The organism is Streptomyces sp. NPDC006384, assembly GCF_042870695.1.
Lineage (GTDB): Bacteria > Actinomycetota > Actinomycetes > Streptomycetales > Streptomycetaceae > Streptomyces.
Window position 1 is genome coordinate 64,259 of sequence record NZ_JBIAHR010000002.1, and the last position, 24,307, is coordinate 88,565.

Here is a 24,307-nt window from a genome sequence, read left to right on the forward strand (position 1 = left end):
GAGTCGGGACTCCCCCCAGTAAGAGGTGAATCCTCTGCACGGCCCAACCAGGGCCGTCGTAAGTACGTACTGCTTGCTGTGCTGTTGTCGCGCGAGGGCGTCAGCCCGCCATGCGGCGGCCGGCGTCCTCGAGACGGTCCGCGAGGGAGCCGTTGATGACCTCGTCACCGACCTGCACCCGGATCCCGCCGAGGACCTCGGGGTCCACGTCGAGGTTGAGGTGCATGGCGCGGCCGTAGATCTTCGCGAGAGCGGCGCCCAGGCGCTGCTTCTGCGCGTCGCTCAGCGGCACCGCCGAGGTGACGACGGCGACCATGCGGTCCCGGCGGTCGGCGGCGAGCTTGGACAGGGACTCGAGTCCCGACTCCAGGCCCCGTCCGCGAGGCGCGGTCACCAGACGCGTCACCAGACGCTCGGTGGTCCGCTCCGCCCGGCCGCCGAGCAGGCTGCGCAGCAGCTCGCCCTTGGCCGCGGTGGTGGCCGAGCGGTCGGTCAGCGCGGCGCGCAGCTCGTTGTTCGAGGCGACGATCCGGCCGAACCGGAACAGCTCGTCCTCGACGTTGTCGAGCCGGCCCCGCTTCTGCGCGGCGGTGAGGTCGGCGGTGTTCGCCAGCTCCTCCAGCGCGTCCACCAGGTCGCGCGACTGCGACCAGCGGGAGCGCACCATGCCGGACACCAGGTCGGCGGCGGGGCCGCTGATCTGGGTGCCCAGGAGTCGCTGGGCCAGTTCGGCCTTGGCCTCGCCGGCCTGCGCCGGGTCGGTGAGGACCCGGCGCAGCGACACCTCGCGGTCGAGCAGCGCGGTGACTGCGGCCAGCTCGTCGGCGAGCGAGCCCGCGTCCACGGGCGTGGAGTCCGTCAGCGCGTCGAGGCGCTCACGTGCGGCGGCCAGGGCCTCGCGGCTCGCTCCGTTCATCGCGTGGCCTCGGCCTTCGTCGCCTTGTCCTCGAGCTCGTCCAGGAAACGGTCGATGACACGGCTCTGCCGGGCGTGGTCCTCGAGGGACTCGCCGACGAGCTTGCCGGCCAGGTCGGTGGCGAGCTTGCCGACGTCCTGGCGCAGCGCGGACGCGGCGGCCTTGCGCTCGGCCTCGACCTGCGCGTGTCCGGCGGCGATGATCTCCTCACGCTGCCGCTGGCCCTCCGCGCGCATCTCTGCGATGAGCGCGGCGCCCTGCTCCTGCGCCTCCTGACGCAGGCGCGCGGCCTCGTGCCGGGCCTCGGCGAGCTGAGCCTTGTACTGCTCCAGCACGCTCTGCGCCTCGGTCTGGGCGGCCTCGGCCTTCTCGATACCGCCCTCGATCGCCTCGCGACGCTGCTCCAGAACCTTGTTGATGTTCGGGAGGAGCTTCTTGGCGAGGAAGCCGAAGACGATGACGAAGGCGAGCAGGCCGATGACGAGCTCGGGAATCGGCGGGACGAGGGGGTTCTGCGTCTCCTCGGCCGCGATATGAAGCAGTGCGCTCATATCAGAGTGCCTTTCGTCTAGTGAACCGGTCGCGGATCGGCTGATTACCGGCCGTAGACGAACGGCATGACCAGACCGATCAGGGCGAGCGCCTCACAGAAGGCGAAGCCGAGGATCTGGTTGGCGCGGATCAGGCCGGCGGCCTCGGGCTGGCGGGCGATGGCTTCGGTGCCCTTACCGAAGATGATGCCGACGCCGATGCCGGGGCCGAAGGCGGCGATGCCGTAACCGATGGAAGCGATCGAGCCGGTGACGGCGGCGAGGGTCTGGGACATGCCAGTTCTTCCTTTTCTTCACGGTTCCGGTGGGGGTGGGCCACCGGACGACTGGGAGCGGGTGCGGGACGCTCAGTGGTGCTCGGCGAGCGCGCCCTGGATGTAGGTAACGGTCAGCAGGACGAAGACGTACGCCTGCAGGGCCTGGATGAAGAGCTCGAAGGCGGTCATCACCAGGACCATCACGAACGAGACGCCGGCGTAGGCGATCCCGATGCCGTTCAGCAGGTACCAGCTGGCGATGGTGAACAGCACGATCAGGATGTGGCCGGCGAACATGTTCGCGAAGAGTCGCACGGCGTGGGTGAAGGGCCGCACGAGCAGGTTCGAGAAGGCCTCGATCAGCATGACGACCGGCAGAGCGGCGCCGAGCGACTTGTCGTAGCCGGTGAAGTTCTTCAGGGCGCCGACGAAACCGTGCTTCTTGAAGGTCAGCGAGACCCAGAGGACGTAGACGAGCAGGGCGAGCGCCGCCGGGTAGGCGATGATCGACGTCACCGGGAACTGGGCGAGCGGGATGATCGACCAGAGGTTCATCATCCAGACGAAGAAGAACATGGCGACGACGAAGGGGACGTACTTCTCGCCCTCGCGCTTGCCCATCGTCTCGTAGACGATGCCGCGGCGGACGAAGTCGTACCCCGTCTCGGCGACCATCTGGAGCTTGCCGGGGACGACCTTGGGCCGGCGGAAGGCCGCCCAGAAGAAGCCGATCACGATGACCGAGCCGAGCAGCGCCAGCAGCATCGGCTTGTTGAAGTACACGTTGCTGTCACCGTCGCCCCAGATGGGCTCGAACAGGAACGAGTGCAGCCCGGGAGACGGGAAGCCACAGCCGTCGAAGATGTGGCAGTCGGTCTCGAAGGCGAGCACCTGCGTCGGGTCAGCACTCACCGCGGGCTCCTTCAGCGTGGCGCATGGATTCGGCAACCTCGTGGTGTCGGCGCGGCACGGGGCCGCGGTTCGGCACGGATCTGGTGTTACGGGTACAGGGGCGGCTGGGGGGCATCTCGCCGCGCGTCGCGACAGGCGTCATCTCGGATGCCCGCGCCCGCGATGCCGCAGTTGGCACCGGACGATAGCAGGGTCGCGCATGCGCCTTTATCCCGGCCCTACGTCTCACGACGGGCGCCCCGGGGTTTCCTTCTTCTCACCTGTCGTCGACTCGGGCTCCACGTACAGCGTCTTGGCCTTCATGTGGGCACGCGCCTGCGCCGCGACCCAGGTGAGAGTGCCGGCGAGCAGTGCGAGGGCGAAGACCTTCGGGTGGAACAGCGTCGTGTCCCTGAAGAGCACGATGAAGACGAACATCAGCGCGATCTGCGCCATGTACATCATCAACGCCATCGCCTGGAACAGGTTCGGCAGCGATTTGGCGGTCCACTGGAGGACGTACAGCCCCGCTCCCATGAAAAGGATCACGAGAACCACTCCGACAACGGCCCCGATCGCTCCCTTGCCGCCTTCGACGGCGCCGCCGATCGCGGCTGCGACCGCACCGACGACAGCGGTGGGTACGGCAGCCTGGATCAGGATCCGGACGTCGTTGGACGGCATGGCGGCAACTCCGCTTTCAGGGGGCAGGGGGTGTCGTCATGGACGAGCGTAATCCCCCGGGTCGGGTGCGGGACCCGCGCCAATGGGCCGTCGCACTGCGGCCCTTCGGCTCCATCCGGGGTTCTCGTGAACGGTATCACAAACTATTTGATGAGGTCTTTACCTGAGGGTGTGCTTGCTGTCACACATGAGAGTGACAAAGCGCGTTTGTGCAATTACAGATACGTTCTGTCTGATATTGCGGTGAATCGTTCCCCCATGGTTTGGCAATGCTCTAGTCGAATTCTTACCTTGCGCGCGAACGCGGGCCGACGGCGGTGGCCCCGTTGACGCCCGAGACGCCCACGGCGGCCGGCACCCGGTCCTCCGCCGCGTCCGCGGCGGGCGCGGTGCTCCCCGGGGCCGCGGCCGGCCTGCGGCGCCGGTAGCGGGGCGGCACGAAGCGCTCGGCCCAGCGGGGGGCGCGGGGCCTGAAGCGCGGCAGCAGGAGCAGCACCAGGCCGATCGCGCTGAGGAGGACGACGCTCAGCACGATCCACATGGAGGCGGCGTTCACCGAGTAGGCGAGCGCGCCGAAGGCGATCAGCGCCGACCAGAAGTACATGATCAGCACCGCGCGGCTGTGGGAGTGGCCGACCTCCAGCAGCCGGTGGTGCAGGTGCCCCCGGTCCGCGGCGAACGGCGACTGGCCGCGCCAGGTCCGCCGCACGATGGCGAGGATCAGGTCGGCGGCCGGGATGGCGATGATGGTCAGCGGCATCAGCAGCGGGATGTAGACCGGCACCATCTGGTGCACGGTGTTGCGCTCGGAGCCGGAGAACAGCGACATCACGTCGGGGTCGACCTGCCCGGTGACCGAGATCGCGCCGGCCGCCAGGACGAGGCCGATCAGCATCGAGCCGGAGTCGCCCATGAAGATGCGGGCCGGGTGCATGTTGTGCGGCAGGAAGCCGAGGCACATGCCCATGAGGACCACCGCGAAGAGCGTCGCGGGGGCCGCGGCCTCGATGTTGTAGCCGAACCAGATGCGGTAGGCGTACAGGAAGAACGCGCACGCGGCGATGCACACCATGCCCGCCGCCAGCCCGTCCAGGCCGTCGACGAAGTTCACCGCGTTGATGGTGATGACCACCAGCGCGACGGTGAGCAGGGTGCCCTGCCACTGGGTCAGCGCCACCGTCCCCACGCCCGGCACCGGGATCCACAGGATCGTCAGCCCCTGCACCACCATCACGCCGGCGGCGATCATCTGCCCGCCCAGCTTGATCAGGGCGTCGATCTCGAACTTGTCGTCCAGGACGCCGATCAGCCAGATCAGGGCGGCGCCGGAGAGCAGGGCCCGCGGTTCGTTGGACTTCTCGAAGACCTCATGGAGGTTGGTGAGGTGGTCGGCGACCAGCAGACCCGCGCACAGTCCGAAGAACATCGCGATCCCGCCGAGGCGCGGAGTGGGCTCCCGGTGCACATCGCGTGCCCGGATCTCCGGCATCGCGCCCGCCACGATCGCGAATTTCCGTACCGGCCCTGTCAGCAGATACGTCACCGCGGCCGTGATGCAGAGCGTCAGCAGGTATTCACGCACGGGCTTCCCCACAGGTCTCGCTGGCCAGTCCCAGCCCCACACCCTAGCGAGGGACGCATATGTGTGAGGACTTCCGGGTAGCGACGATGGTTGCACGAGCGGCTGTGCACACGCGTGCGTCTACCCTGCCTCAGCCCGGATACGGAGGGAACGCCGCCGTCAGCTCCCGTACGGCCTCCCGCGCCGCGGCGGGGGCCGTGGCGCCCCGCAGCACCCCGGCGAGCAGCGCGGCCACCGTGCGCATCTCCCCCTCCGTCATCCCCTGCGTGGTCAGCGCGGCGGTGCCCAGGCGCAGGCCACGGGCGTCCGCGTGCGGCAGCGCGCAGCAGTCCAGCACGATCCCGGCGGCGGCCAGCCGGCCCCGCGCGGTCCGCCCGTCGACGCCGAGCGGGCCCGGGTCGGCGGTGATCAGGTGGGTGTCGGTGCCGCCGGTGGTGACGACGAGGCCCTCGGCGGCCAGGTGGGCGGCGAGGGCGCGGGCGTTGGCGACCACCTGGCGGGCGTACGCGGCGAACGCCGGTGCGGACGCCTCGCCGAAGGCGACGGCCTTGGCGGCGACGGTGTGCATCTGGGCGCCGCCCTGCGTGAACGGGAACACGGCCCGGTCGACCCGCTCGGCCAGTTCGCTCCCGCACAGGATCATGCCGCCGCGCGGTCCGCGCAGCACCTTGTGCGTGGTGGCGCAGACGATGTCGGCGTACGGCACCGGGCTGGGCGCCGCTCCCCCGGCGACCAGCCCGATCGGGTGGGCGGCGTCCGCGATGAGGTAGGCGCCGACCTCGTCGGCGACCTCGCGGAAGGCCGCGTAGTCGGGGTGGCGGGGGTAGGCGATGGAACCGCACACGATCGCCTTGGGCCGGTGGGTGCGGGCCAGGGTGCGCACCTGGTCGTGGTCGGTCAGCCCGGTCTCCGCGTCCACGCCGTAACCGACGAAGTGGAACCAGCGGCCGGAGAAGTTGGCGGGCGAGCCGTGCGTGAGGTGACCGCCGTACGGCAGGCCGAGCGCGAGGACCGTGTCGCCGGGGCGCAGGAGGGCGGCGTAGGCGGCGAGCACGGCGGAGGAGCCGGAGTGGGGCTGCACGTTGGCGTGCTCGGCGCCGAAGAGGTCCCGGGCGCGTTCCACGGCGAGCCGCTCGGCGGCGTCGGCGATCTCGCAGCCGCCGTGGTGCCGGGCGCCCGGATAGCCCTCGGCGTACTTGTTGGCCAGCGGGGAGCCGAGGGCGGCCAGCACGGCGGGGGACGCGAAGTTCTCGGCGGCGGTCAGCTGGAGCGTCGTCGACTGCCTGTGACGTTCGGCGAGCAGGATCTCGGCCAGCTCGGGGTCCTGCCGCAGCAGGACACCGGCATCGGCCTCGGGGGCGTGGGTGACCGACATGGTGCGCTCCGGGCGTGCGGCTGTTTCCGGCTCGGTCCGCCTCCGGGGCGCCTGCGCGACCCTTCGGCGCACTCGCCGTGGTGATGTACGACCAATGTAGGCCCGGGGGGACCGGGCCGCCCGGGCAGTCACCGCCGCGGGCGGCCGTCCCGCTCCCGGTGTCCGGGGGCCGCCCCGCGTCAGGCGCGCGCGGGCACGCCCGTCAGCGCCGTCACCACCGGGTCCAGCGCCTGGTGTATCTCGTCCCCGACGGAGCGGAAGAACGGCAGCGGCGCCCCGTAGGGGTCGTACACCTCGTCGGCCTCCGCCGTCGGTGCCAGGAGCCACCCGCGCAGCGCGGCCGCGGCACGCACCAGCGCACGCGCGCGGGTGACCACGCCCTCGTCCAGGGTGGGCAGGGTCGCGGGGTCGATGGCGTTCACCAGGCGGGTGAACTCCTTGAGGGTGAAGGTGCGCAGCCCCGCCGAGTGGCCCATGGAGATGACCTGGGCCCGGTGGTCGCGGGTCGCCGTCAGGACGAGGTCCGCGCGGATGACGTGCTCGTCGAGGAGCTCGCGCCCGGTGAAACCGGAGGTGTCCGCGCCGAACTCGGCGAGAACCGTCTCGGCGTTCGCCTCCATGGGCGCGCCCTCGTGGCCCCAGGTGCCCGCGCTCTCCACGACGAGGGCCCTGCCGAGGACGCCCAGCCGCTCCGTCACGAAATGCCGGGTCAGCCGCTCGGTGATGGGCGAGCGGCAGACGTTTCCGGTGCTGACGTGGAGGATGCGGAAGCTGTCGCGCGGAAAGCCGAACGTCGTCGTCACCTCCGCGGCGCGTTCCCCGGTGCCTATGCCACGCCCCGTCTCAGGGGCTGTCAATTCGCCACCTCGAGATCGGGTACCACCTTGCGCAGCTCCTCCGCGGACAGCGCGCCCGCGCGCAGCAGCACGGGCACCTCGCGGGTGACGTCGACGATGGACGAGGGGACGTTGCCGGGGGTCGGGCCGCCGTCGAGGTAGACGGAGACGGAGTCGCCGAGCATGGCCTGCGCGGCGTCGCAGTCCTCCGGCGCGGGGTGGCCGGTCAGGTTGGCGGAGGAGACGGCCATGGGGCCGAACTCGGTGAGCAGCTCGATGGCGACGGGGTGCAGCGGCATGCGCACGGCGACCGTGCCGCGGGTCTCGCCGAGGTCCCACTGCAGGGACGGCTGGTGCTTGGCGACGATCGTGAGCGCGCCCGGCCAGAAGGCGTCGACCAGCTCCCAGGCCTGCTCGGAGAAGTCGGTGACCAGGCCGTGCAGGGTGTTCGGGGAGCCGATCAGGACGGGGCTGGGCATGTTGCGGCCCCGGCCCTTGGCCTCCAGCAGGTCGCCGACGGCCTCCGCGGAGAAGGCGTCGGCGCCGATGCCGTACACCGTGTCCGTGGGCAGCACCACGAGCTCGCCACGGCGGACGGCGGACGCGGCCTCGCGCAGACCGGTCGCGCGGTCGGTCGCGTCGTTGGTGTCGTATCGCCGAGCCATTTAGCGGGCCTCCTCGTACACGTACTGCGGGGTCGGGGTCGTCGGGGTGCTCACGGCGTCGCCTTGCGGGCGGTCGCGAAGCGGGGGCGGTTGTTGAGGTCGGGGTGGTCGGCCGCGTCGGCCCAGCCCCGCTCCTCGGTGAAGATCCACGGCACCTGGCCGCCCTGGGTGTCGGCGTGCTCGACGACGACGACCCCGCCGGGGCGCAGCAGGCGGTGCGCGGTGCGTTCCAGGCCGCGGATCAGGTCGAGGCCGTCCTCGCCGGAGAACAGGGCCATCTCGGGATCGTGGTCGCGGGCCTCGGGGGCGACGTGCTCCCACTCGGTGAGCGGGATGTACGGCGGGTTGGAGACGACCAGGTCGACCTGGCCGTCGAGGTCCGGGAAGGCGGTCAGGGCGTCGCCCTGGCGCAGGTCGACCCTGGACCCCTCCATGTTCTTGCGGGTCCACACCAGGGCGTCCTCGGACAGCTCCACGGCGTGCACGCGCGAGCGCGGCACCTCCTGGGCGAGGGCGAGCGCGATGGCGCCCGAGCCGGTGCACAGGTCGACGATGCACGGCTCGACGACGTCCATGGCGCGCACGGCGTCTATGGCCCAGTCGACGACCGACTCGGTCTCGGGGCGGGGCACGAAGACGCCGGGGCCGACCTGGAGCTCCAGGTAGCGGAAGTAGGCGCGGCCGGTGATGTGCTGGAGCGGCTCGCGCGCCTCGCGGCGGGCGACGACCTCCCAGTACCGGGCGTCGAAGTCCGCGTCCGGCACGGTGTGCAGCTGGCCCCGCTTGACGCCGTGCAGGAACGCGGCGAGCTCCTCGGCGTCGGTGCGCGGCGAGGGCACGCCGGCGGCGGCCAGCCGCTGGGTGGCCTGGGCCACCTCCGCGAGCAGCACACTGCGGGGGTTCGGGGGTCGCCCCCCGTGATGTTGCGGCACGCTGGTCCTCCGGGGCTGAGCTGTGGTCCGGTGCGGGTGGGTACGGCGGTGCTTACGCGGCGGCCAGCTTGGCCGCCGAGTCCGCGTCGACGCAGGCCTGGATGACCGCGTCGAGGTCGCCGTCCAGGACCTGGTCCAGGTTGTACGCCTTGAAGCCGACGCGGTGGTCCGAGATGCGGTTCTCCGGGTAGTTGTACGTGCGGATCTTCTCGGAGCGGTCGACGGTGCGGACCTGGCTGCGCCGGGCGTCCGCGGCCTCCTTCTCCGCCTCCTCCTGCGCCGCCGCGAGCAGCCTGGAGCGCAGGATACGCATGGCCTGCTCCTTGTTCTGCAGCTGGCTCTTCTCGTTCTGGCAGGAGGCGACGACCCCGGTGGGGATGTGCGTGATGCGCACGGCGGAGTCGGTGGTGTTGACGGACTGGCCGCCGGGGCCGGAGGACCGGTAGACGTCGATGCGCAGGTCGTTCGGGTTGATCTCGACGTCGATCTCCTCGGCCTCGGGCGTGACGAGCACGCCGGCCGCGGAGGTGTGGATGCGCCCCTGGGACTCGGTCGCGGGCACGCGCTGCACGCGGTGCACGCCGCCCTCGTACTTCAGCCGGGCCCACACGCCCTGGCCGGGCTCGGTGGCGCCCTGGCCGCCCTTGGTCTTCACGGCGACCTGGACGTCCTTGTAGCCGCCCAGCTCGGACTCGGTGGCGTCGATGATCTCGGTCTTCCAGCCGACCCGCTCGGCGTAGCGCAGGTACATGCGCAGCAGGTCGCCGGCGAACAGCGCCGACTCGTCGCCGCCCGCACCGGCCTTGATCTCGAGGATGACGTCCTTGTCGTCGCTGGGGTCGCGCGGGACGAGCAGGAGGCGGAGCTTCTCGGTGAGCTCCTCGCGCTGCTTGTCCAGCTCCTTGACCTCGGCGGCGAAGTCCGGGTCGTCGGCGGCGAGTTCGCGCGCGGTCTCCATGTCGTCACCGGTCTGCTTCCAGGAGCGGTACGTGGCGACGATCGGGGTGAGCTCGGCGTACCGCTTGTTCAGCTTGCGCGCGTTGGCCTGGTCGGAGTGGACCGACGGGTCGGCGAGCTTCTTCTCCAGGTCGGCGTGCTCGGCGACGAGTTCCTCGACGGCCTCGAACATCTTGGGCTCCTGCTACTGCGGTGAGGGGAAGGCGGGCGACCAAAAACGCCGGTCCCGGCGCTCCCCCGGCTGGGGTCGCGGCCGTGGACCGGCGATGGGGGCTCGCTACTTCTTGGAGCCGGCGGCCTTGCCGAAGCGGGCCTCGAAGCGGGCCACACGGCCACCGGTGTCGAGGATCTTCTGCTTGCCCGTGTAGAACGGGTGGCACTCGGAGCAGACCTCGGCCCGGATGGTGCCGGACTCGATGGTGCTGCGGGTGGTGAACGACGCGCCGCAGGTGCAGCTGACCTGCGTCTCGACGTACTCGGGGTGGATGTCGCGCTTCAAGGTGTCTCCTAGGTTCGGGAGGGCGCCGGGTCGCTCCCGCGGGATGCGGGGGCGTGAACCGGGGCCGACGTACCAGTCTGCCAGGACTGGCGCCTACTCCCCAAACCGGGGGGCGGGGGTATCTATTCCGCGGCGTCCACGACGTCCCCGGCCTCGCCGGTGGCGGTGTCCTCCAGGGCCGCGGCCGGGATCGGCCGGTCCTGCCCCAGGGCCGTCCACACCTGCCGGGCCTTGGTCTCCTCGACGAGGACGCGGTTGCCGTCGGCGGGGTCGTAGACGACCGGCATGGTGACCATGTGCATGGCGCCGGGGTCGATGCCCTTGAGGCCGCCCGCGAAGGACATCAGGGAGTTCACCGAGCCCAGGCCGGAGTCGGTGGTGAGGGTCTTGGTGGCGGTGTCGGCGATGTCGTACAGCTTCTTGGGGTTGGCGAGGACGCCGACGTTCTCGACCTGGTGGACCAGGGCCTTGACGAAGGCCTGCTGGAGCTGGATGCGGCCGAGGTCGGAGCCGTCGCCGACGCCGTGCCGGGTGCGGACCAGGCCGAGGGCCTGTTCGCCGTCGAGCCGGTGGGTGCCGGCCTTCAGGTCGAGGTGGCTGTCGGGGTCCGCGATGTCCTCGGTGGTGGTGATCTCCACGCCGCCGAGGTCGTCGACGAGCTGCCGGAAGCCGCTGAAGTCGACCTCGAGGTAGTGGTCCATGCGCAGTCCGCTGAGCGACTCGACGGTCTTCACGGCGCAGGCGGCGCCGCCGGTGGAGTAGGCGGAGTTGAACATCACGTCGGTGGCGGCGGGGTGCTTCTCGCCGTCGGTGCCGGTGCACTCGGGGCGGTCGATGAGGGTGTCGCGGGGGATGGAGACGACGCTGGCCTTCTTGTGGCCCTTGTGGACGTGCACGACCATCGCCGTGTCGGAGCGGGCGGTGCCGTCGTCGGTGCCGCCGCCGAGCTTCCCGTTGCCGTCGGCGCGGGTGTCCGAGCCGAGGACGAGGATGTTCTCGGAGCCGTTGCCGGCCTTCTTCGGCCGGTCGGTGCCGAGGACCTGGTCGATGTCGACGCTCGTGAGGTTGCCGTTGAGCTTGACGTACAGGACTCCGGCGCCGGTGCCGCCGAGGACGACGATGCCCGCAGTGGTCCAGGCCGCGGCGAGCAGTGCCTTGTGCCGTCTGCCGCGGGGCCTGCGGCGGCGTCCCCTGCCCCCGCGGCGGGGCCCGTCGGCGCGGGACTGTCCGGGGCCGGGTATGGCGGGGTCCGGCGTGCTCTCGGCTGCCATGTGCTCCTCGGTTCTCGGTCCGGTCGGGTACCCCCTGGTCCAGGGTCGGCTGCGGTCCGGCCGGGTACCGGCCGTCACCTCACCATCGTCCCTCCGCGGCTGAGGCGGAGAAACCCGGCACAGGGTGGCACAGGCGTCTGTGGCTCCCGGCCGGGAGAACGGTGACGGAACGTGTCCGGAAGGAGCGGGGACACGGCGCTCACCTGCGGTTTTCTCCAGGACTGCGGGCCCTTCGGGGTCCGCGCCGGTGACGTTGCGTGTGGTGAACGTCTCTCACCGGGACCGGCGGGCGGCAGACCGCGGGTGGCGGGCGGCGCGGGTGCGCGGACGCGGGAAGGGCCGCTCCCTCGCCGGGAGCGGCCCTTCCACCGATGCGTCGTCGCCGACGGTCCTCAGTCGCCGTTGCCGGGCGCCGGGGTCGTCTTCTGGATCTGCATCAGGAACTCGGCGTTCGACTTGGTCTGCTTCATCTTGTCGAGGAGCAGTTCGATCGCCTGCTGCGAGTCGAGCGCGTGCAGCACCCGGCGCAGCTTCCAGGTGATGGCGAGCTCGTCGCTGCCGAGCAGGATCTCTTCCTTGCGGGTGCCGGACGCGTCCACGTCCACCGCCGGGAAGATGCGCTTGTCGGCGAGCTTGCGGTCGAGCTTGAGCTCCATGTTGCCGGTGCCCTTGAACTCCTCGAAGATCACCTCGTCCATGCGGGACCCGGTGTCCACCAGTGCGGTGGCGAGGATGGTCAGCGAGCCGCCGTCCTCGATGTTGCGGGCCGCACCGAAGAAGCGCTTCGGCGGGTACAGGGCGGTCGAGTCGACACCACCGGACAGGATGCGGCCGGAGGCCGGGGCGGCGAGGTTGTACGCGCGGCCCAGGCGAGTGATCGAGTCGAGCAGCACGACGACGTCGTGGCCCAGTTCCACCAGGCGCTTGGCGCGCTCGATGGCCAGCTCGGCGACCGTGGTGTGGTCCTCGGCCGGGCGGTCGAAGGTCGAGGAGATGACCTCGCCCTTCACCGACCGCTGCATGTCGGTGACCTCTTCCGGACGCTCGTCGACGAGGACGACCATCAGGTGGCACTCGGGGTTGTTGTGGGTGATCGCGTTGGCGACCGCCTGCATGATCATGGTCTTGCCGGTCTTCGGCGGGGCCACGATCAGACCGCGCTGGCCCTTGCCGATGGGCGAGACGAGGTCGATGATGCGGGTCGTCAGCACGCCCGGGTCCGTCTCCAGGCGGAGGCGGTCCTGCGGGTACAGCGGCGTCAGCTTGTTGAACTCGGGGCGTCCGCGGCCGTGTTCGGGCGCCATGCCGTTGACGGAGTCGAGGCGGACCAGCGCGTTGAACTTCTCGCGGCGCTCGCCCTCCTTCGGCTGGCGGACCGCGCCGGTGATGTGGTCGCCCTTGCGCAGGCCGTTCTTGCGGACCTGGGCGAGGGAGACGTACACGTCGTTGGGGCCGGGCAGGTAGCCGGAGGTCCGGATGAACGCGTAGTTGTCGAGGATGTCGAGGATGCCGGCGACCGGGATGAGGACGTCGTCCTCGTTGATCTGCGGCTCCTGCTGGATGTCGTCGCGCCCGCGACGGCCCCGGCGGTCGCGGTAGCGGCCGCGGCGGCCGCGGCGGCCGCCCTCGAAGTCGTCGTCATCCTGCTGCTGCTGACGGTCCTGGCGGCCGCCGCCCTGCTGCTGGCGCTGACCGCCGCCCTGGTTCTGCTGCTGGTCGTCGCCCTTGCCGCGACGGTCGCGGTCACGGTCGCGGCCGCGCTCGCGGCGGTCGCGGCGGCGGCCCTCGCCGTCACCGGCGTCGCCCCGTCCGTCGCCCTGGTGCTGGCCCTGGGACTGCGGCTGCTGCGTCTGCTGCGCGGAGGAGTCGTTGCGCTGCTCGGTCCTGGTGTCGGCGACGACCGTGTCGGTCGCGGCGGCGGCCGGGCTGCCCGCGTCGGCGGTGGCACGGCGGCGGCGGCGCTCGGAGGGCGCCTCGTCGGCGGGGGCGCCGGCCTCGGCGGCCGGGACCTTCGGGGAGGGCTGGCCGGGGATCTCGATCTGCTGCTGGGCGACGGCCTTGTCGGTGGCCTTGTCCGCCTTCTTCTCGGCCTTGCCGGCCTTGTCGGCGGCGGCGCTCTCGTCGCCCGTACGGGTCCGGGAGGTGGCGCGGCGCTTCGGCTTGGTCTCGCCGGCGGCGTCCGCGGCGGGCGCGGCCTTGGCGGGGGCTCCCCCGGCGGCCTGCGCTTCCTTGATGACCTCGATCAGCTGGCTCTTGCGCATCCGCGCGGTGCCCCTGATGCCGAGGCCGGACGCGACCTGCTGCAGCTCGGCCAGCACCATGCCCTCGAGGCCGGTACCGCGGCGCCGCCGGGAGCCGGCACCGGTGGCAGGCGCGGAGGCGTCCGTGGCGGGCGCGGCAGCGGTCTCCTCGACACGTGCGCCCATCAGATCGGTGGTGTCGCTCACGAAGGGTCCTTCCCTGGAGCGGACGTCGGCCTGTCTGGCTCGGCGACCGGTTGTGCTGTCCGGCTTCGGTCCTTGCTGTGTGGACCGTGCCGGGGCGGTGGTCCGCCCAAACGGCGGAAGAGATATCTGGTGATGGCGCTTCCCCTGACCGTGGCACCCAGTGTCTGTGTCACGCGGTGTGGTCGCGCCGGTTCCGGAGCGTGCCCGGCGGGCCGCTCAGTGTCCGTGTCGGCCGTACTGACGACGTACGGCGTCCAGCACACAATGCGGCTTGGGGGGCTCCCGGAAGAATGTCTGTCCCGGACGGGGACACGAGGCACCTCGCCATGGTGGGGTCGGGTGCAGACTTGAGATTAACACTACCGGATCCAACAAACATTCCCCCTCTCGAAATCCGGCGACCGTGCGCGTCTAGCTGTCGCCGGAGGTCGCCAGCGGCAGGACGACCGCGCCCTGCTGGTCCAGGCCGAGCCGGTTGGCGGCCCAGTCCGTGCCGGCCAGCGCCTCGACCTTGTCGGCCGTGCCGGCGTCGGCCAGTGCCATCACCGTGGGTCCGGCGCCGGAGATGACCGCCGGGACGCCGTCGGCGCGCAGCCTGTCCACCAGCGCGGCGCTCTCCGGCATGGCCGGCGCGCGGTACTCCTGGTGGAGGCGGTCCTCGGTGGCCGGCAGCAGCAGCTCGGGGCGCCTGGTCAGGGCCTCGACGAGCAGGGCGGCGCGGCCGGCGTTGGCGGCGGCGTCGACGTGCGGGACGGTGCGCGGGAGCAGTCCGCGCGCGGTCTCCGTCAGCACCGGCTTCCCGGGGACGAAAACCACCGGAACGATGGAATCGGCGGGCTCCATCCTGATCGCCCGGGCAGCGCCGGACTCCATCCAGGACAGGGTGAAGCCGCCCAGGAGACACGCCGCGACGTTGTCGGGGTGGCCCTCGATCTCGGTGGCGAGGTCGAGCAGCGCGTCGTCGTCGAGGCGGGTCTCACCGCCTATGGTCACCGCGCGGGCGGCGACGATGCCGGCGCAGATGGCGGCGGAGGAGGAGCCGAGGCCGCGGCCGTGCGGGATGCGGTTGGCGCAGACGATCTCCAGACCGCGCGGCTGTCCGCCGAGGAGGTCGAAGGCGGTGCGCAGGGAGCGTACGAGCAGGTGTTTCTCGTCGCGCGGCAGCGTCTCGCTGCCCTCACCCGCGATGTCGATGTGCAGCCCGGAGTCGGCCACCCGGACGACCACGTCGTCGTACAAGCCCAGCGCGAGGCCGAGGGCGTCGAAGCCCGGGCCGAGATTGGCGCTGGTGGCGGGGACGCGCACCCGGACGGCGGCGGCGCGGAACGCTGGACCGGCCATCGCTCGATGACTCTCCTTGAGCTGCGTGGTTGTCGAATGCCGTGCGATCGGTATTCGGTGACGAACAGATCCCCCGGGGCCGCCGCTGCCTGCCGGACGGGCGACCGCACCACTGCCGCTTGCCGACCGCGGAGACGGCGCGGTACCGCGGCATATGCGGCGGGCGGGTTCGGTACAGCCTATCGAAGGAAGGTTCTGCGGCGACATAGGGCGCACAGGAGGCGCACGATGCGTGTCGTAAGCCCCCTGTGCCCCCCACGTGAAGGACTTTTTCCCGGCTGGACGTCGCTTACGCCCGTTCGCGCCGGTGTATCGGCGCTTTTCCGGCCGGCGGGACGGCGTGGCCGCCCCGCCGGGGCCCGGGCGAGGTGTCTCAGACGAGGCCGAGGCGCTCGGCCGCCGTGGCGGCGTCGACCGGGACGGTGACCGGCTGCGGGGCGCCGGCGACGGCCCAGTCCGGGTCCTTGAGGCCGTTGCCGGTGACGGTGCACACGATGCGCTGGCCCGGGTCGACCTTGCCCTGCTCTGCGGCCTTCAGCAGACCGGCCACCGACGCGGCGGACGCGGGCTCGACGAAGACGCCCTCCTGGGAGGCCAACAGCCGGTAGGCGCGCAGGATCTCACGGTCCGTCACCTCGTCGATGGCGCCGCCCGACTCGTCCCGCGCGGCGAGCGCGAAGTCCCAGGAGGCGGGGTTGCCGATGCGGATGGCGGTGGCGATGGTCGACGGGTCCTTGACGACCTCGCCGCGCACGATCGGGGCGCTGCCGGAGGCCTGGAAGCCCCACATGCGGGGCTTCCTGGTGCTGACGCCGTCGGCGGCGTACTCCTTGTAGCCCTTCCAGTACGCGGTGATGTTGCCCGCGTTGCCGACCGGCAGGACGTGGATGTCGGGGGCGTCGCCGAGCATGTCGACGATCTCGAAGGCGGCGGTCTTCTGTCCCTCGATGCGCACCGGGTTGACCGAATTGACCAGCGCCACCGGGTAGTTGTCGCTGAGCGCGCGGGCGAGCGTGAGGCAGTCGTCGAAGTTGCCGTCGACCTGGAGGATCTTCGCGCCGTGCACGAGGGCCTGGCCCATCTTGCCGAGCGCGATCTTGCCCTGCGGCACGAGGACGGCGGAGACCATCCCGGCCCGCACGCCGTACGCGGCGGCGGAGGCGGAGGTGTTGCCGGTGGAGGCGCAGATGACGGCCTGCGCGCCCTCCTCCTTGGCCTTGCTGATGGCCATGGTCATGCCGCGGTCCTTGAAGGACCCGGTCGGGTTCGCGCCCTCCACCTTGAGGTGGACCTCGCAGCCCGTGCGCTCGGAGAGCACCTGCGCGGGCACGAGCGGCGTGCCGCCCTCGCGGAGCGTCACGACGGGCGTGCTGTCGGAGACGGGCAGCCTGTCCCGGTACTCCTCGATGATTCCGCGCCACTGGTGGGTCATTGCTCGTTACTCTCCTTCAACCCGCATGATGCTGGCGACACCCCGCACGGTGTCGAGCTTGCGCAGCGCCTCGACGGTGCCGCCGAGGGCGGCGTCGGACGCTCGGTGGGTGACGACGACGAGGGAGGCCTCGCCGTCCTTGCCCGACTGCCGCACGGTGTCGATGGAGACACCGTGCTCGGCGAACACGGTCGCCACCTGGGCGAGGACGCCCGGTTTGTCGGCGACGTCGAGGCTGATGTGGTAGCGCGTGACGACGTCGCCCATCGGTGAGACGGGCAGTGCGGCATAGGCGGACTCGCCGGGCCCGGTGGCACCGCCGATCCGGTTGCGGCAGACGGCGACGAGGTCGCCGAGCACGGCGGACGCGGTCGGCGCGCCGCCGGCGCCGGGCCCGTAGAACATGAGCTGCCCCGCGGCCTCGGACTCCACGAAGACGGCGTTGTAGGCGCCGCGCACGCTCGCCAGCGGGTGGCTGAGCGGGATCATCGCGGGGTGCACGCGCGCGGTGACCGACGCGCCGTCCGCGGCCCGCTCGCAGATGGCGAGCAGCTTGATGGTGCAGCCCATCTCCTTGGCGGAGGCGAAGTCGGCGGCGGTGACCTCGGTCATGCCCTCGCGGTGGACGTCGTCGAGGCGCACCCGCGTGTGGAAGGCGATCCCGGCGAGGATGGCGGCCTTGGCGGCGGCGTCGAAGCCCTCGACGTCGGCGGTCGGGTCGGCCTCGGCGTAACCGAGGGCGGTGGCCTCGTCGAGGGCCTCCTGGTACCCGGCGCCGGTGGTGTCCATGGCGTCGAGGATGAAGTTGGTCGTGCCGTTGACGATGCCGAGCACGCGGTTGACCTTGTCACCGGCGAGGGACTCGCGCAGCGGGCGGATCAGCGGGATGGCGCCGGCGACGGCGGCCTCGTAGTAGAGGTCCTTGCCGTGCTCCTCCGCCGCGGCGTGCAGGGCGGCGCCGTCCTGGGCGAGGAGGGCCTTGTTGGCGGAGACGACGGAGGCGCCGTGCGCGAAGGCGGTGGTGATGAGGGTCCGGGCGGGCTCGATGCCGCCGATGACCTCGACGACCACGTCGATGTCCCCGCGTTTGACCAGGGCGGTGGCGTCGGTGGTGACCAGGGCGGGGTCGATGCCCTCACGCACCCGGTCGGGCCGGCGGACGGCGACCCCGGCGAGCTCCACCGGGGCCCCGATGCGGGCGGCGAGGTCGTCGGCGTGCGTCGTCATGATGCGCGCCACCTCTGAGCCGACCACTCCACAGCCCAGCAGCGCCACCTTCAGCGGACGCGTACGCATCATCCGACCTCGTTTCCTTCATACCTTCGACGGTGGGACCAGTCTCATGCACCGGACGGGATTTTCTTCGATTCGTCCGGATCCTGAGACATTTATTTCATTTTCGCAGGGGTGACGGGCGGAAGATCTTCCCCCGGGCATGAGTCCGGCCCCGCTCTCGACGTCTCATCCGACGTCGAGACGCAGCAGATCCTCCTCCGTCTCGCGCCGCACGACGACACGTGCCTCACCGTCGCGCACGGCGACGACCGGCGGCCGCAGCGCGTGGTTGTAGTTGCTGGCCATGGACCGGCAGTACGCCCCGGTGGCGGGTACGGCGATGAGGTCGCCCGGTGCCAGGTCGCTCGGCAGGAAGGCGTCCTTCACCACGATGTCACCGCTCTCGCAGTGCTTGCCGACGACCCGGACGAGCATGGGCCCGGCGTCGGAGGCGCGCGAGACGAGGGCGACGCTGTACTCGGCGTCGTACAGGGCGGTGCGGATGTTGTCCGACATGCCGCCGTCGACGGAGACGTAGGTGCGCAGCCCCTCCAGCGGCTTGACGGTGCCGACCTCGTAGAGCGTGAAGGCGGTGGGGCCGACGATGGCCCGCCCGGGCTCGACGGAGATGCGCGGGGTGGCGAGCCGGGCCGCCTCGCACTCCCGCGTCACGATCTCGGTGAGCGCCTTGGCGATCTCGTGCGGCTCGCGGGGGTCGTCGTCGCTGGTGTACGCGATGCCGAGGCCGCCGCCGAGGTCGATCTCGGGCAGCTCGACGCCGTGCTCGTCCCGGATGTCCTTGAGCAGTCCGACGACGCGGTGCGCGGCGACCTCGAAGCCGGACATGTCGAAGATCTGCGACCCGATGTGGGAGTGGATCCCGATGAGCTCGAGCCCGTCCAGTTGCAGCGCCCGCCGTACGGCCTCGGCGGCCTGCCCGCCGGCCAGCGGAATGCCGAACTTCTGGTCCTCGTGGGCGGTGGCGATGAACTCGTGCGTGTGGGCCTCGACGCCGACGGTGATCCGGATCTGCACGCGCTGGCGCCTGCCGAGCTCCCGCGCGATGTGGGCGACGCGGACGATCTCCTGGAAGGAGTCGAGCACGATCCGCCCGACCCCGGCCCGCACTGCCCGCTCGATCTCCTGGGGCGACTTGTTGTTGCCGTGGAAGGCGATGCGCTCGGCCGGCATCCCGGCGGAGAGCGCGGTGGCGAGCTCGCCGCCGGAGCACACGTCGAGGTTCAGCCCCTCCTCGTCCAGCCACCGCACCACGGCCCGGGACAGGAACGCCTTCCCGGCGTAGAAGACGTCGGCGTCGTCGCCGAAGGCGGTGCGCCAGGCCCGTGCCCGGGCCCGGAAGTCGGCCTCGTCGAGGACGTAGGCGGGGGTGCCGTACTCCTCGGCGAGCCGCGTGACGGGGATCCCGCCGACGGTGACGGTCCCGTCGGCGTCGCGCGCGACGGTCCGGGACCAGACCTTGGGGTCGAGGGCGTTGAGGTCGGCGGGCGGCGCGGAGTAGTGCCCCTCGGGGAGGACGTCGGCGTGACGGGGCCCGGCGGGGTGTGCGGAACGGCTCATGGCGTCTTCGGTGCTCTCTCAGAGATGGTCGGGTGCGTCGATACCGAGGAGGGACAGGCCGCCGGCCAGCACCGTCCCGGCGGCTTCGGCGAGCGCGAGCCGGGCGCGGTGGGCGGCCGAGGGTTTCTCCGCCCCGCGGGGGAGCACGGTCGGCAGGAAGGGCAGTGCCGCGTCGGCGACGGTGACGAGGTGCCGGGCGAGCCGGTCGGGCGCGTGGTGCCGCGCTGCGGCGGCGAGGACGCGGGGGTGGTCACCGAGGGCGGCGAGGATGTCCTGGACGTCCTCGGCGACGGGGCCGGGGGCGGGGGCGAAGCGCAGGTCGGCGGCGTTGCGGGAGAGGGCGCGGGTGCGGGCGTGGGCGTACCTCACCCGGAAGAGGGGGTTGCTCTCGCGCTGGACGAGGTGCTCGTCGCCGGTCCGGGGGCGGTCGTGGGCGGCGGGGTGGAGCAGGGCCCAGCGGCAGGCGTCGCGGCCGAGGCGCAGCGGGTCGGGGGCGCGGGGGGCGGGGACGGGCCGCACGGTGACGGCGGGCGCAGCGGGCGCGGGCCCGGTGTCGTCGACGCGCACGCCGAGGGTGGCGGTCCACTCGGGGTCGGGCGGGGCGGTGCAGCCGGTGCGGACGCGGACGCCCTGGGAGCGCAGGATGCGGGCGGCGGCGTCGGCGACGACGACGGCACGGAGGTCGTGGGCGCAGTGCAGCCGCACGAGCCTGCTGTCGGGGCCGTCGGGGCCGTCGGTGTGTCCGTACCGGGTGCCGCGTCGCAGGATCTCCTCGACGAGGCCGGCGGGGGCGGCGCCGTGGAGGCTGATGTTGAGGAACCCGGGGCCGGTGAGGACGACGTCGCCGATGCCGTCGGCGTCGACGAGATACGACCGCAGCACCTCGGCGACGCGGCGGGGGGGCTGTCCGGCCGGGCGGGCGAGCTGGAGGGCGATGCCGGTGGCGTAGTCGCCGCACCCTCCGGGGCCCGGCGGAGCGACCACGGCCCGCTCGGGAACGGCCACCTCGAACTCACCCGCGTCGACGGCACGACGTACCGCGTGCAGCACGGTGCGGGAGAGCTCTACGGGGGTCACGGGTCAAGCGTAGGGGAGGAGGGGGGTGGGTGGGCGAACCGGTTTCGCACAGTCCCGGGATGTGGACGGACGCCCCGCCGGCACCGGTCCCGCCGCACCGCCGACGGCACCGCTCCGCTCCCCGGGACTACCCGGCCGGCCCCGCCTGGGCGGGCGACTCGCTCTCCCCGCCCACCCCGAGCACGCCTCCGCCTCCGGGCATCGCCGCCCCCGCTCCCCCGGCGCCCCGGCCCTCGACCAACTGCCTTACGAGGCGCACGAGTTCGGTCGGCTCGAAGGGCTTGGCCAGAAAGGCGTCGACCCCCGCGTCCACCCCGGCGTCGACCTCGTGCCGGGTGGTGGCGCTGACGATGGCGAGCGGCAGCCCACGGGTCCGGGAGTCCGCACGCAGCCGTGCGGCCGTCCGGAGCCCGTCCAGCCGCGGCATGACGACGTCCAGCGTGACGGCGTCGGGTCGCACCTGATGGACGATTTCCAGACACTCGACCCCATCGGCCGCGGTCACCACCTCGAAGCCCTCCAGCTCGAGATTGACCCTGATCAGCTGCCGGATGACCTTGTTGTCGTCCACAACAAGAACTCGGCCAGACGCCCTAGGCACAACTCGAGAGTAGGTCCGGCCCCGCCACCGCGTCCGGCTTTTCCCCACTTCCGCCCCGCGCGAGGGACGACGCCCTCACGGGCTGACACCCACGCGCCGCCGCCGGCCCGGACACGGGCGTGCCGTGGGTGTACGACGCGACGGGAAAACCCGTTCATGAGCACCCCGGGCGAGCTGGTAGTGTTCTACCCGTCGCCGCGAGCAACAGCTCCCCGGCCGACACGCCCCCGTAGCTCAGGGGATAGAGCAACGGCCTCCGGAGCCGTGTGCGCAGGTTCGAATCCTGCCGGGGGCACACTGTGCAAGTGTGCCCAGACCTCACCACCAGCAGAGATGCTGACGGTGAGGTCTTTTTTATACACAGGCAAATGCCGCCAAAGGCAGCCGCTGCCAATGATCACGCAATGATGACGTAGTGATCTTGGTGGGTTTTGCGGCAGGTCGGACAACACAAGACGACGCCAGTGCGGCGCACGCGCTGAGACTCACCCTCTGAACCCGGCAGGCGTCCCGAGGGCTCTTCAGTCGTCGTCAGTCGCGCTTCGTCTCCGTCTGCGCAGTGCCACTCAGCCTCTGCGCGATGCCCTGAAGGAAGTATGCAGCCGCGGCTGGGCGATGCTTGAAGGGGCCTTCCAAGCGCGCCGCGTTGATGTACACGCCGACCGGAGACGACGGCCTGTAGAGCACCACCTCCTCCACCTCTCTCGAGGGCAGCGGCGACGGGAGGTGCGCGACCTCCTGCTTCACAAGCCAACGGCTGATCTCTGCGGCTCGACTGGCGCTCAGACGTCCCCACTCCGGGTCGTAACGCTCCCGAAGCCAACCCATCGACACCGAGGTGACCCCGCGGTCGGCATCAATCTCGCTCAGAATGGCAGCACGCTGATCCTGCATATCCCCCCCTTGTTCTGCGCTGGGGGAATTTTGACACTCCTCAACCGCAGCGTGAGGACCGGGTGGGGACGATGAAGGTACCCCGGAGTCGTGCCACCGGGAGACACCCGCATGCCAGAGGCCTCACGTCCGAAGGACCGGGACCGAGGCCACCCGATCGAGGACGAGCGCCGACTCCCGCAAGTTCCCTGTTCCGCCCGAAACGCACCCAGACTTGCATCAAAACTTCCAGTCTGGCAAACTTTGGCGCTTCAGTGTCTAGAGATGGGTGGGGTCCAGTCGTGTCGCCAATGCGTTCCATCGAGATCGACGACGAGGTGTTCGCCTTTCTGCAGAGCCGGTGCGAACCCTTGGTGGACACCCCCAACGACGTGCTGCGGCGGTTGCTCCTCGGTGGTTCCGGGCATTCGTCGAGCGCCGTGGCGAAGCGCCGCCCCGGGGACTTGATGCCCCTCATCAAGGCGGGCCTGCTGAAGGCCGGGGACAAGCTGGTCCACGTCCAGCCGCGCCGAGGGCTCACCCACGAGGCCACGGTGACGGCGGACGGCTGGATCGAGATCGAGGACGGCCGCGCGTTCCCCAAGCCCTCGCCGGCGCTCAAGGCGCAGACCGGGGTCGACATCAACGGCTACGGCAAGTACGTCCTCAAGGACGACCCCGATGTCCGTCTCCAGGACCTGCGCGAGCAGGTGCGAGGCGGGGCCTGATGGCCACGCACCTGATCATCATCAGTGACCGTGAGCCCCTGGCCTGGGTGCTGGAGAACCAGCGGATGGCCTTCCCCGCCCGCCGCACCACCGGGCTTCCGGAGAAGGGCGACGAGATCCTCCTCTACACGACGAGGGGGTGCTTTCGGAACCCGGGGCGCGACCGCGGACGGATCATGGGTCTGGCAACGGTCACCTCCGAGGTCGTGGCGCTCCCGGACCCGGTCGCGTTCGGCGATCGGGTCTTCACCTCCGGCTGCACCCTGCAGGTGCACGGCCTCGCCCCGCGCCATGAAGGGGTGGCCCTCGCCGACCTCGTCCCGCATCTCCAGGTCTTCCCCGAGCCCAGGAGCTGGAGTGTCCGTATGCGCCGCGCGTCGCTGAGGCTGCCCGAGCCGGACGCCGATCTGCTGCGCCGGGAACTTCAGCCGCTGCTGCTCCCTCGTGGGGCGGTTCTCGGCCAGTACGCGCGCTGATCCGGCCGCCCGGCTTCCCGGCCTGCTCCGACCCCGGCAGGGAAGCGGATCACCCGCCGCGGACCGGGCGACGAGCTGTGTGCGCCGTCGGCCGGACGCGGCCCTCCCACGTGCCGGGCCCCTCCGGGGCCCTCACGCACCGCCGGCGAATCCCGGTTCCAGGGTGCGACACGGATGGGGGCGCGAGCCATGTACGAGCCGAACGAGGAGAGGGACCCGGTGGTACTGGGTCCGTTCGCACTGCTGACCGTGCTCGGGTAGGGCTGGATGGGCCGTACGTGCCTCGGGCGCAGCACGTCGCCTACGGCAGCCGTGCCGGCCAGAAGGCCCTGGGTCGGGAGGATAATGGGTAGGATGGGTAGCATGAGTGAGCCCACCGGCAAGTACTCGATCACCATGCCGCGTGACATCGCCGAGGCCGCCAAGGCCCGCAGCGGCCCCTCCGGCCTGTCCGCCTACGTGGCCGCCGCCGTCGCCCGCCAGATCGAACGCGACAATCTCAACGAACTCATCACCGTCGCCGAAGCCGAGCACGGACCCGTCACGGACGACGAGATCCAGTCACTGCGCCATCAGCTCGACCAGGCTCGCCGCGAGCAGACCCGGCGCGGGACGAGCGCAGCGTGACCCGCTCCCCCGCAGTCCCGGGCGGCACCCTCGTCCTCGACAGCGAAGGGCTCGCCAAGGCCGTCCTTCGCGACCGTACGGTCACTGCCTGGCTGGCCCTGGCCCGCGCCGACGACCTGCGGGTGATCACCTCGGCGGCCACCCTCGTCGAAGTGGTCCATCCCCGCATCAACCGCCCGGCCCTGGAATGGACGCTCTCCCGACTCGTCATCGAACCGATCACGGAGCCCATCGCCCGCCACGCCGTCGCGCTCCTCGCCGACGCCGGCCTGCACGGCCACAAGCACGCCATCGACGCCATGCTCACCGCTACCGCGCTCGCCTCACCAGGGCCCGTCACGATCCTCACCTCCGACCCTGACGACCTCACAACGCTGTGCGGCACGCAGGCCGCGGTCATCAAGATCTGACTGCCGGCTGACAGCCGCGCCACGTG

The 24,307-nt window shown here is 71.4% G+C and carries 25 protein-coding genes and 1 tRNA gene; 5 read left to right on the forward strand and 21 right to left on the reverse strand.

Annotated elements, in window-relative coordinates; translation table 11 throughout:
- Nucleotides 1–100: 100 nt before the first annotated feature.
- The 20 genes from ACFYOJ_RS02330 to ACFYOJ_RS02425 form a co-directional block, all read right to left on the reverse strand.
- A complete protein-coding gene (locus tag ACFYOJ_RS02330; protein WP_356550236.1) occupies nt 101–916 on the reverse strand; it encodes a F0F1 ATP synthase subunit delta in 816 nt (271 codons plus the stop codon).
- Entirely contained in the window at nt 913–1,467 is a 555-nt protein-coding gene (locus ACFYOJ_RS02335; RefSeq protein WP_356550238.1) for a F0F1 ATP synthase subunit B, read from the reverse strand. Before ACFYOJ_RS02335 ends, ACFYOJ_RS02330 begins: the two co-directional genes overlap by 4 nt.
- A gap of 44 nt (nt 1,468–1,511) precedes the next feature.
- Nucleotides 1,512–1,742: an ATP synthase F0 subunit C gene (atpE, locus tag ACFYOJ_RS02340; protein WP_191886765.1), complete on the reverse strand. Its 231-nt coding sequence runs from the start codon at nt 1,740–1,742 to the stop codon at nt 1,512–1,514.
- 72 nt (nt 1,743–1,814) lie between these two features.
- The gene (atpB, locus tag ACFYOJ_RS02345) at nt 1,815–2,651 is read right to left on the reverse strand and encodes a F0F1 ATP synthase subunit A (protein WP_356550807.1); all 837 of its coding nucleotides are present in this window, start codon (nt 2,649–2,651) and stop codon (nt 1,815–1,817) included.
- A gap of 210 nt (nt 2,652–2,861) precedes the next feature.
- Nucleotides 2,862–3,299 carry a hypothetical protein gene (locus ACFYOJ_RS02350; RefSeq protein WP_356550240.1) on the reverse strand — a complete coding sequence of 146 codons (438 nt, stop codon included), beginning with the start codon at nt 3,297–3,299 and terminating at the stop codon, nt 2,862–2,864.
- Nucleotides 3,300–3,585: 286 nt separating this feature from the next.
- Nucleotides 3,586–4,881: an MraY family glycosyltransferase gene (locus tag ACFYOJ_RS02355; protein WP_356550241.1), complete on the reverse strand. Its 1,296-nt coding sequence runs from the start codon at nt 4,879–4,881 to the stop codon at nt 3,586–3,588.
- Nucleotides 4,882–5,011: 130 nt separating this feature from the next.
- Nucleotides 5,012–6,256 carry a serine hydroxymethyltransferase gene (gene glyA / locus ACFYOJ_RS02360; RefSeq protein WP_356550242.1) on the reverse strand — a complete coding sequence of 415 codons (1,245 nt, stop codon included), beginning with the start codon at nt 6,254–6,256 and terminating at the stop codon, nt 5,012–5,014.
- A 179-nt stretch (nt 6,257–6,435) separates the two neighbouring features.
- Nucleotides 6,436–7,113: a protein-tyrosine-phosphatase gene (locus ACFYOJ_RS02365; protein WP_356550244.1), complete on the reverse strand. Its 678-nt coding sequence runs from the start codon at nt 7,111–7,113 to the stop codon at nt 6,436–6,438.
- Nucleotides 7,110–7,757, reverse strand: coding sequence for an L-threonylcarbamoyladenylate synthase (locus ACFYOJ_RS02370; protein WP_356550246.1), 648 nt, complete (start codon nt 7,755–7,757; stop codon nt 7,110–7,112). The genes ACFYOJ_RS02365 and ACFYOJ_RS02370 overlap by 4 nt, the downstream gene beginning before the upstream one ends.
- A gap of 50 nt (nt 7,758–7,807) precedes the next feature.
- A complete protein-coding gene (gene prmC / locus ACFYOJ_RS02375) occupies nt 7,808–8,647 on the reverse strand; it encodes a peptide chain release factor N(5)-glutamine methyltransferase (RefSeq protein ID WP_356550248.1) in 840 nt (279 codons plus the stop codon).
- Between the two features lie 94 nt (nt 8,648–8,741).
- Nucleotides 8,742–9,818, reverse strand: coding sequence for a peptide chain release factor 1 (gene prfA / locus ACFYOJ_RS02380; protein ID WP_356550249.1), 1,077 nt, complete (start codon nt 9,816–9,818; stop codon nt 8,742–8,744).
- A 105-nt stretch (nt 9,819–9,923) separates the two neighbouring features.
- Nucleotides 9,924–10,145: a 50S ribosomal protein L31 gene (gene rpmE / locus ACFYOJ_RS02385; RefSeq protein WP_015657814.1), complete on the reverse strand. Its 222-nt coding sequence runs from the start codon at nt 10,143–10,145 to the stop codon at nt 9,924–9,926.
- 122 nt (nt 10,146–10,267) lie between these two features.
- A complete protein-coding gene (locus tag ACFYOJ_RS02390) occupies nt 10,268–11,416 on the reverse strand; it encodes an LCP family protein (RefSeq protein ID WP_356550251.1) in 1,149 nt (382 codons plus the stop codon).
- A 392-nt stretch (nt 11,417–11,808) separates the two neighbouring features.
- Entirely contained in the window at nt 11,809–13,863 is a 2,055-nt protein-coding gene (rho, locus tag ACFYOJ_RS02395) for a transcription termination factor Rho (RefSeq protein WP_356550253.1), read from the reverse strand.
- 411 nt (nt 13,864–14,274) lie between these two features.
- Nucleotides 14,275–15,204 carry a homoserine kinase gene (gene thrB / locus ACFYOJ_RS02400; RefSeq protein ID WP_356550254.1) on the reverse strand — a complete coding sequence of 310 codons (930 nt, stop codon included), beginning with the start codon at nt 15,202–15,204 and terminating at the stop codon, nt 14,275–14,277.
- 373 nt (nt 15,205–15,577) lie between these two features.
- Entirely contained in the window at nt 15,578–16,636 is a 1,059-nt protein-coding gene (gene thrC / locus ACFYOJ_RS02405) for a threonine synthase (RefSeq protein WP_159328455.1), read from the reverse strand.
- A 6-nt stretch (nt 16,637–16,642) separates the two neighbouring features.
- Complete coding sequence (locus ACFYOJ_RS02410) at nt 16,643–17,935, reverse strand: homoserine dehydrogenase (protein WP_356550256.1); 1,293 nt, start codon at nt 17,933–17,935, stop codon at nt 16,643–16,645.
- Nucleotides 17,936–18,097: 162 nt separating this feature from the next.
- Nucleotides 18,098–19,489 carry a diaminopimelate decarboxylase gene (gene lysA, locus ACFYOJ_RS02415; protein ID WP_356550258.1) on the reverse strand — a complete coding sequence of 464 codons (1,392 nt, stop codon included), beginning with the start codon at nt 19,487–19,489 and terminating at the stop codon, nt 18,098–18,100.
- A gap of 18 nt (nt 19,490–19,507) precedes the next feature.
- Entirely contained in the window at nt 19,508–20,566 is a 1,059-nt protein-coding gene (nrtL, locus tag ACFYOJ_RS02420; protein WP_356550259.1) for an ArgS-related anticodon-binding protein NrtL, read from the reverse strand.
- 127 nt (nt 20,567–20,693) lie between these two features.
- The gene (locus ACFYOJ_RS02425; RefSeq protein WP_356550261.1) at nt 20,694–21,167 is read right to left on the reverse strand and encodes a response regulator; all 474 of its coding nucleotides are present in this window, start codon (nt 21,165–21,167) and stop codon (nt 20,694–20,696) included.
- Between the two features lie 223 nt (nt 21,168–21,390).
- Here ACFYOJ_RS02425 and ACFYOJ_RS02430 point away from each other — a divergent pair.
- Nucleotides 21,391–21,462, forward strand: a tRNA-Arg gene (locus ACFYOJ_RS02430).
- 236 nt (nt 21,463–21,698) lie between these two features.
- On the opposite strand, the gene ACFYOJ_RS02435 is transcribed toward ACFYOJ_RS02430, so the two are convergent.
- Nucleotides 21,699–22,061, reverse strand: a complete 363-nt coding sequence (locus tag ACFYOJ_RS02435; RefSeq protein WP_356550263.1) for a hypothetical protein — start codon at nt 22,059–22,061, stop codon at nt 21,699–21,701.
- A gap of 290 nt (nt 22,062–22,351) precedes the next feature.
- Here ACFYOJ_RS02435 and ACFYOJ_RS02440 point away from each other — a divergent pair, with 290 nt between their 5' ends.
- The 4 genes from ACFYOJ_RS02440 (at nt 22,352) to ACFYOJ_RS02455 (ending at nt 24,281) form a co-directional block, all read left to right on the forward strand.
- Nucleotides 22,352–22,768 (forward strand): hypothetical protein, encoded by a 417-nt coding sequence (locus ACFYOJ_RS02440; RefSeq protein ID WP_356550265.1) that lies wholly within the window; start codon nt 22,352–22,354, stop codon nt 22,766–22,768.
- Nucleotides 22,768–23,244, forward strand: a complete 477-nt coding sequence (locus ACFYOJ_RS02445) for a hypothetical protein (RefSeq protein ID WP_356550267.1) — start codon at nt 22,768–22,770, stop codon at nt 23,242–23,244. Before ACFYOJ_RS02440 ends, ACFYOJ_RS02445 begins: the two co-directional genes overlap by 1 nt.
- A gap of 363 nt (nt 23,245–23,607) precedes the next feature.
- Entirely contained in the window at nt 23,608–23,871 is a 264-nt protein-coding gene (locus ACFYOJ_RS02450; protein ID WP_356550269.1) for a CopG family transcriptional regulator, read from the forward strand.
- The gene (locus tag ACFYOJ_RS02455; RefSeq protein WP_356550271.1) at nt 23,868–24,281 is read left to right on the forward strand and encodes a PIN domain-containing protein; all 414 of its coding nucleotides are present in this window, start codon (nt 23,868–23,870) and stop codon (nt 24,279–24,281) included. Before ACFYOJ_RS02450 ends, ACFYOJ_RS02455 begins: the two co-directional genes overlap by 4 nt.
- Nucleotides 24,282–24,307 lie beyond the last annotated feature (26 nt).

Excerpts from the sequence above, each read along its gene's own strand:
- ACFYOJ_RS02330 (WP_356550236.1), bottom strand. The coding sequence starts at position 916 with ATGAACGGAGCGAGCCGCGAGGCCCTGGCCGCCGCACGTGAGCGCCTC.
- ACFYOJ_RS02335 (WP_356550238.1), bottom strand. The coding sequence starts at position 1,467 with ATGAGCGCACTGCTTCATATCGCGGCCGAGGAGACGCAGAACCCCCTC.
- atpE (WP_191886765.1), bottom strand. The coding sequence starts at position 1,742 with ATGTCCCAGACCCTCGCCGCCGTCACCGGCTCGATCGCTTCCATCGGT.
- ACFYOJ_RS02350 (WP_356550240.1), bottom strand. The coding sequence starts at position 3,299 with ATGCCGTCCAACGACGTCCGGATCCTGATCCAGGCTGCCGTACCCACC.
- glyA (WP_356550242.1), bottom strand. The coding sequence starts at position 6,256 with ATGTCGGTCACCCACGCCCCCGAGGCCGATGCCGGTGTCCTGCTGCGG.
- ACFYOJ_RS02370 (WP_356550246.1), bottom strand. The coding sequence starts at position 7,757 with ATGGCTCGGCGATACGACACCAACGACGCGACCGACCGCGCGACCGGT.
- prfA (WP_356550249.1), bottom strand. The coding sequence starts at position 9,818 with ATGTTCGAGGCCGTCGAGGAACTCGTCGCCGAGCACGCCGACCTGGAG.
- ACFYOJ_RS02390 (WP_356550251.1), bottom strand. The coding sequence starts at position 11,416 with ATGGCAGCCGAGAGCACGCCGGACCCCGCCATACCCGGCCCCGGACAG.
- thrB (WP_356550254.1), bottom strand. The coding sequence starts at position 15,204 with ATGGCCGGTCCAGCGTTCCGCGCCGCCGCCGTCCGGGTGCGCGTCCCC.
- thrC (WP_159328455.1), bottom strand. The coding sequence starts at position 16,636 with ATGACCCACCAGTGGCGCGGAATCATCGAGGAGTACCGGGACAGGCTG.
- ACFYOJ_RS02410 (WP_356550256.1), bottom strand. The coding sequence starts at position 17,935 with ATGATGCGTACGCGTCCGCTGAAGGTGGCGCTGCTGGGCTGTGGAGTG.
- lysA (WP_356550258.1), bottom strand. The coding sequence starts at position 19,489 with ATGAGCCGTTCCGCACACCCCGCCGGGCCCCGTCACGCCGACGTCCTC.
- ACFYOJ_RS02435 (WP_356550263.1), bottom strand. The coding sequence starts at position 22,061 with ATGCAGGATCAGCGTGCTGCCATTCTGAGCGAGATTGATGCCGACCGC.
- ACFYOJ_RS02440 (WP_356550265.1), top strand. The coding sequence starts at position 22,352 with ATGCGTTCCATCGAGATCGACGACGAGGTGTTCGCCTTTCTGCAGAGC.
- ACFYOJ_RS02445 (WP_356550267.1), top strand. The coding sequence starts at position 22,768 with ATGGCCACGCACCTGATCATCATCAGTGACCGTGAGCCCCTGGCCTGG.
- ACFYOJ_RS02450 (WP_356550269.1), top strand. The coding sequence starts at position 23,608 with ATGAGTGAGCCCACCGGCAAGTACTCGATCACCATGCCGCGTGACATC.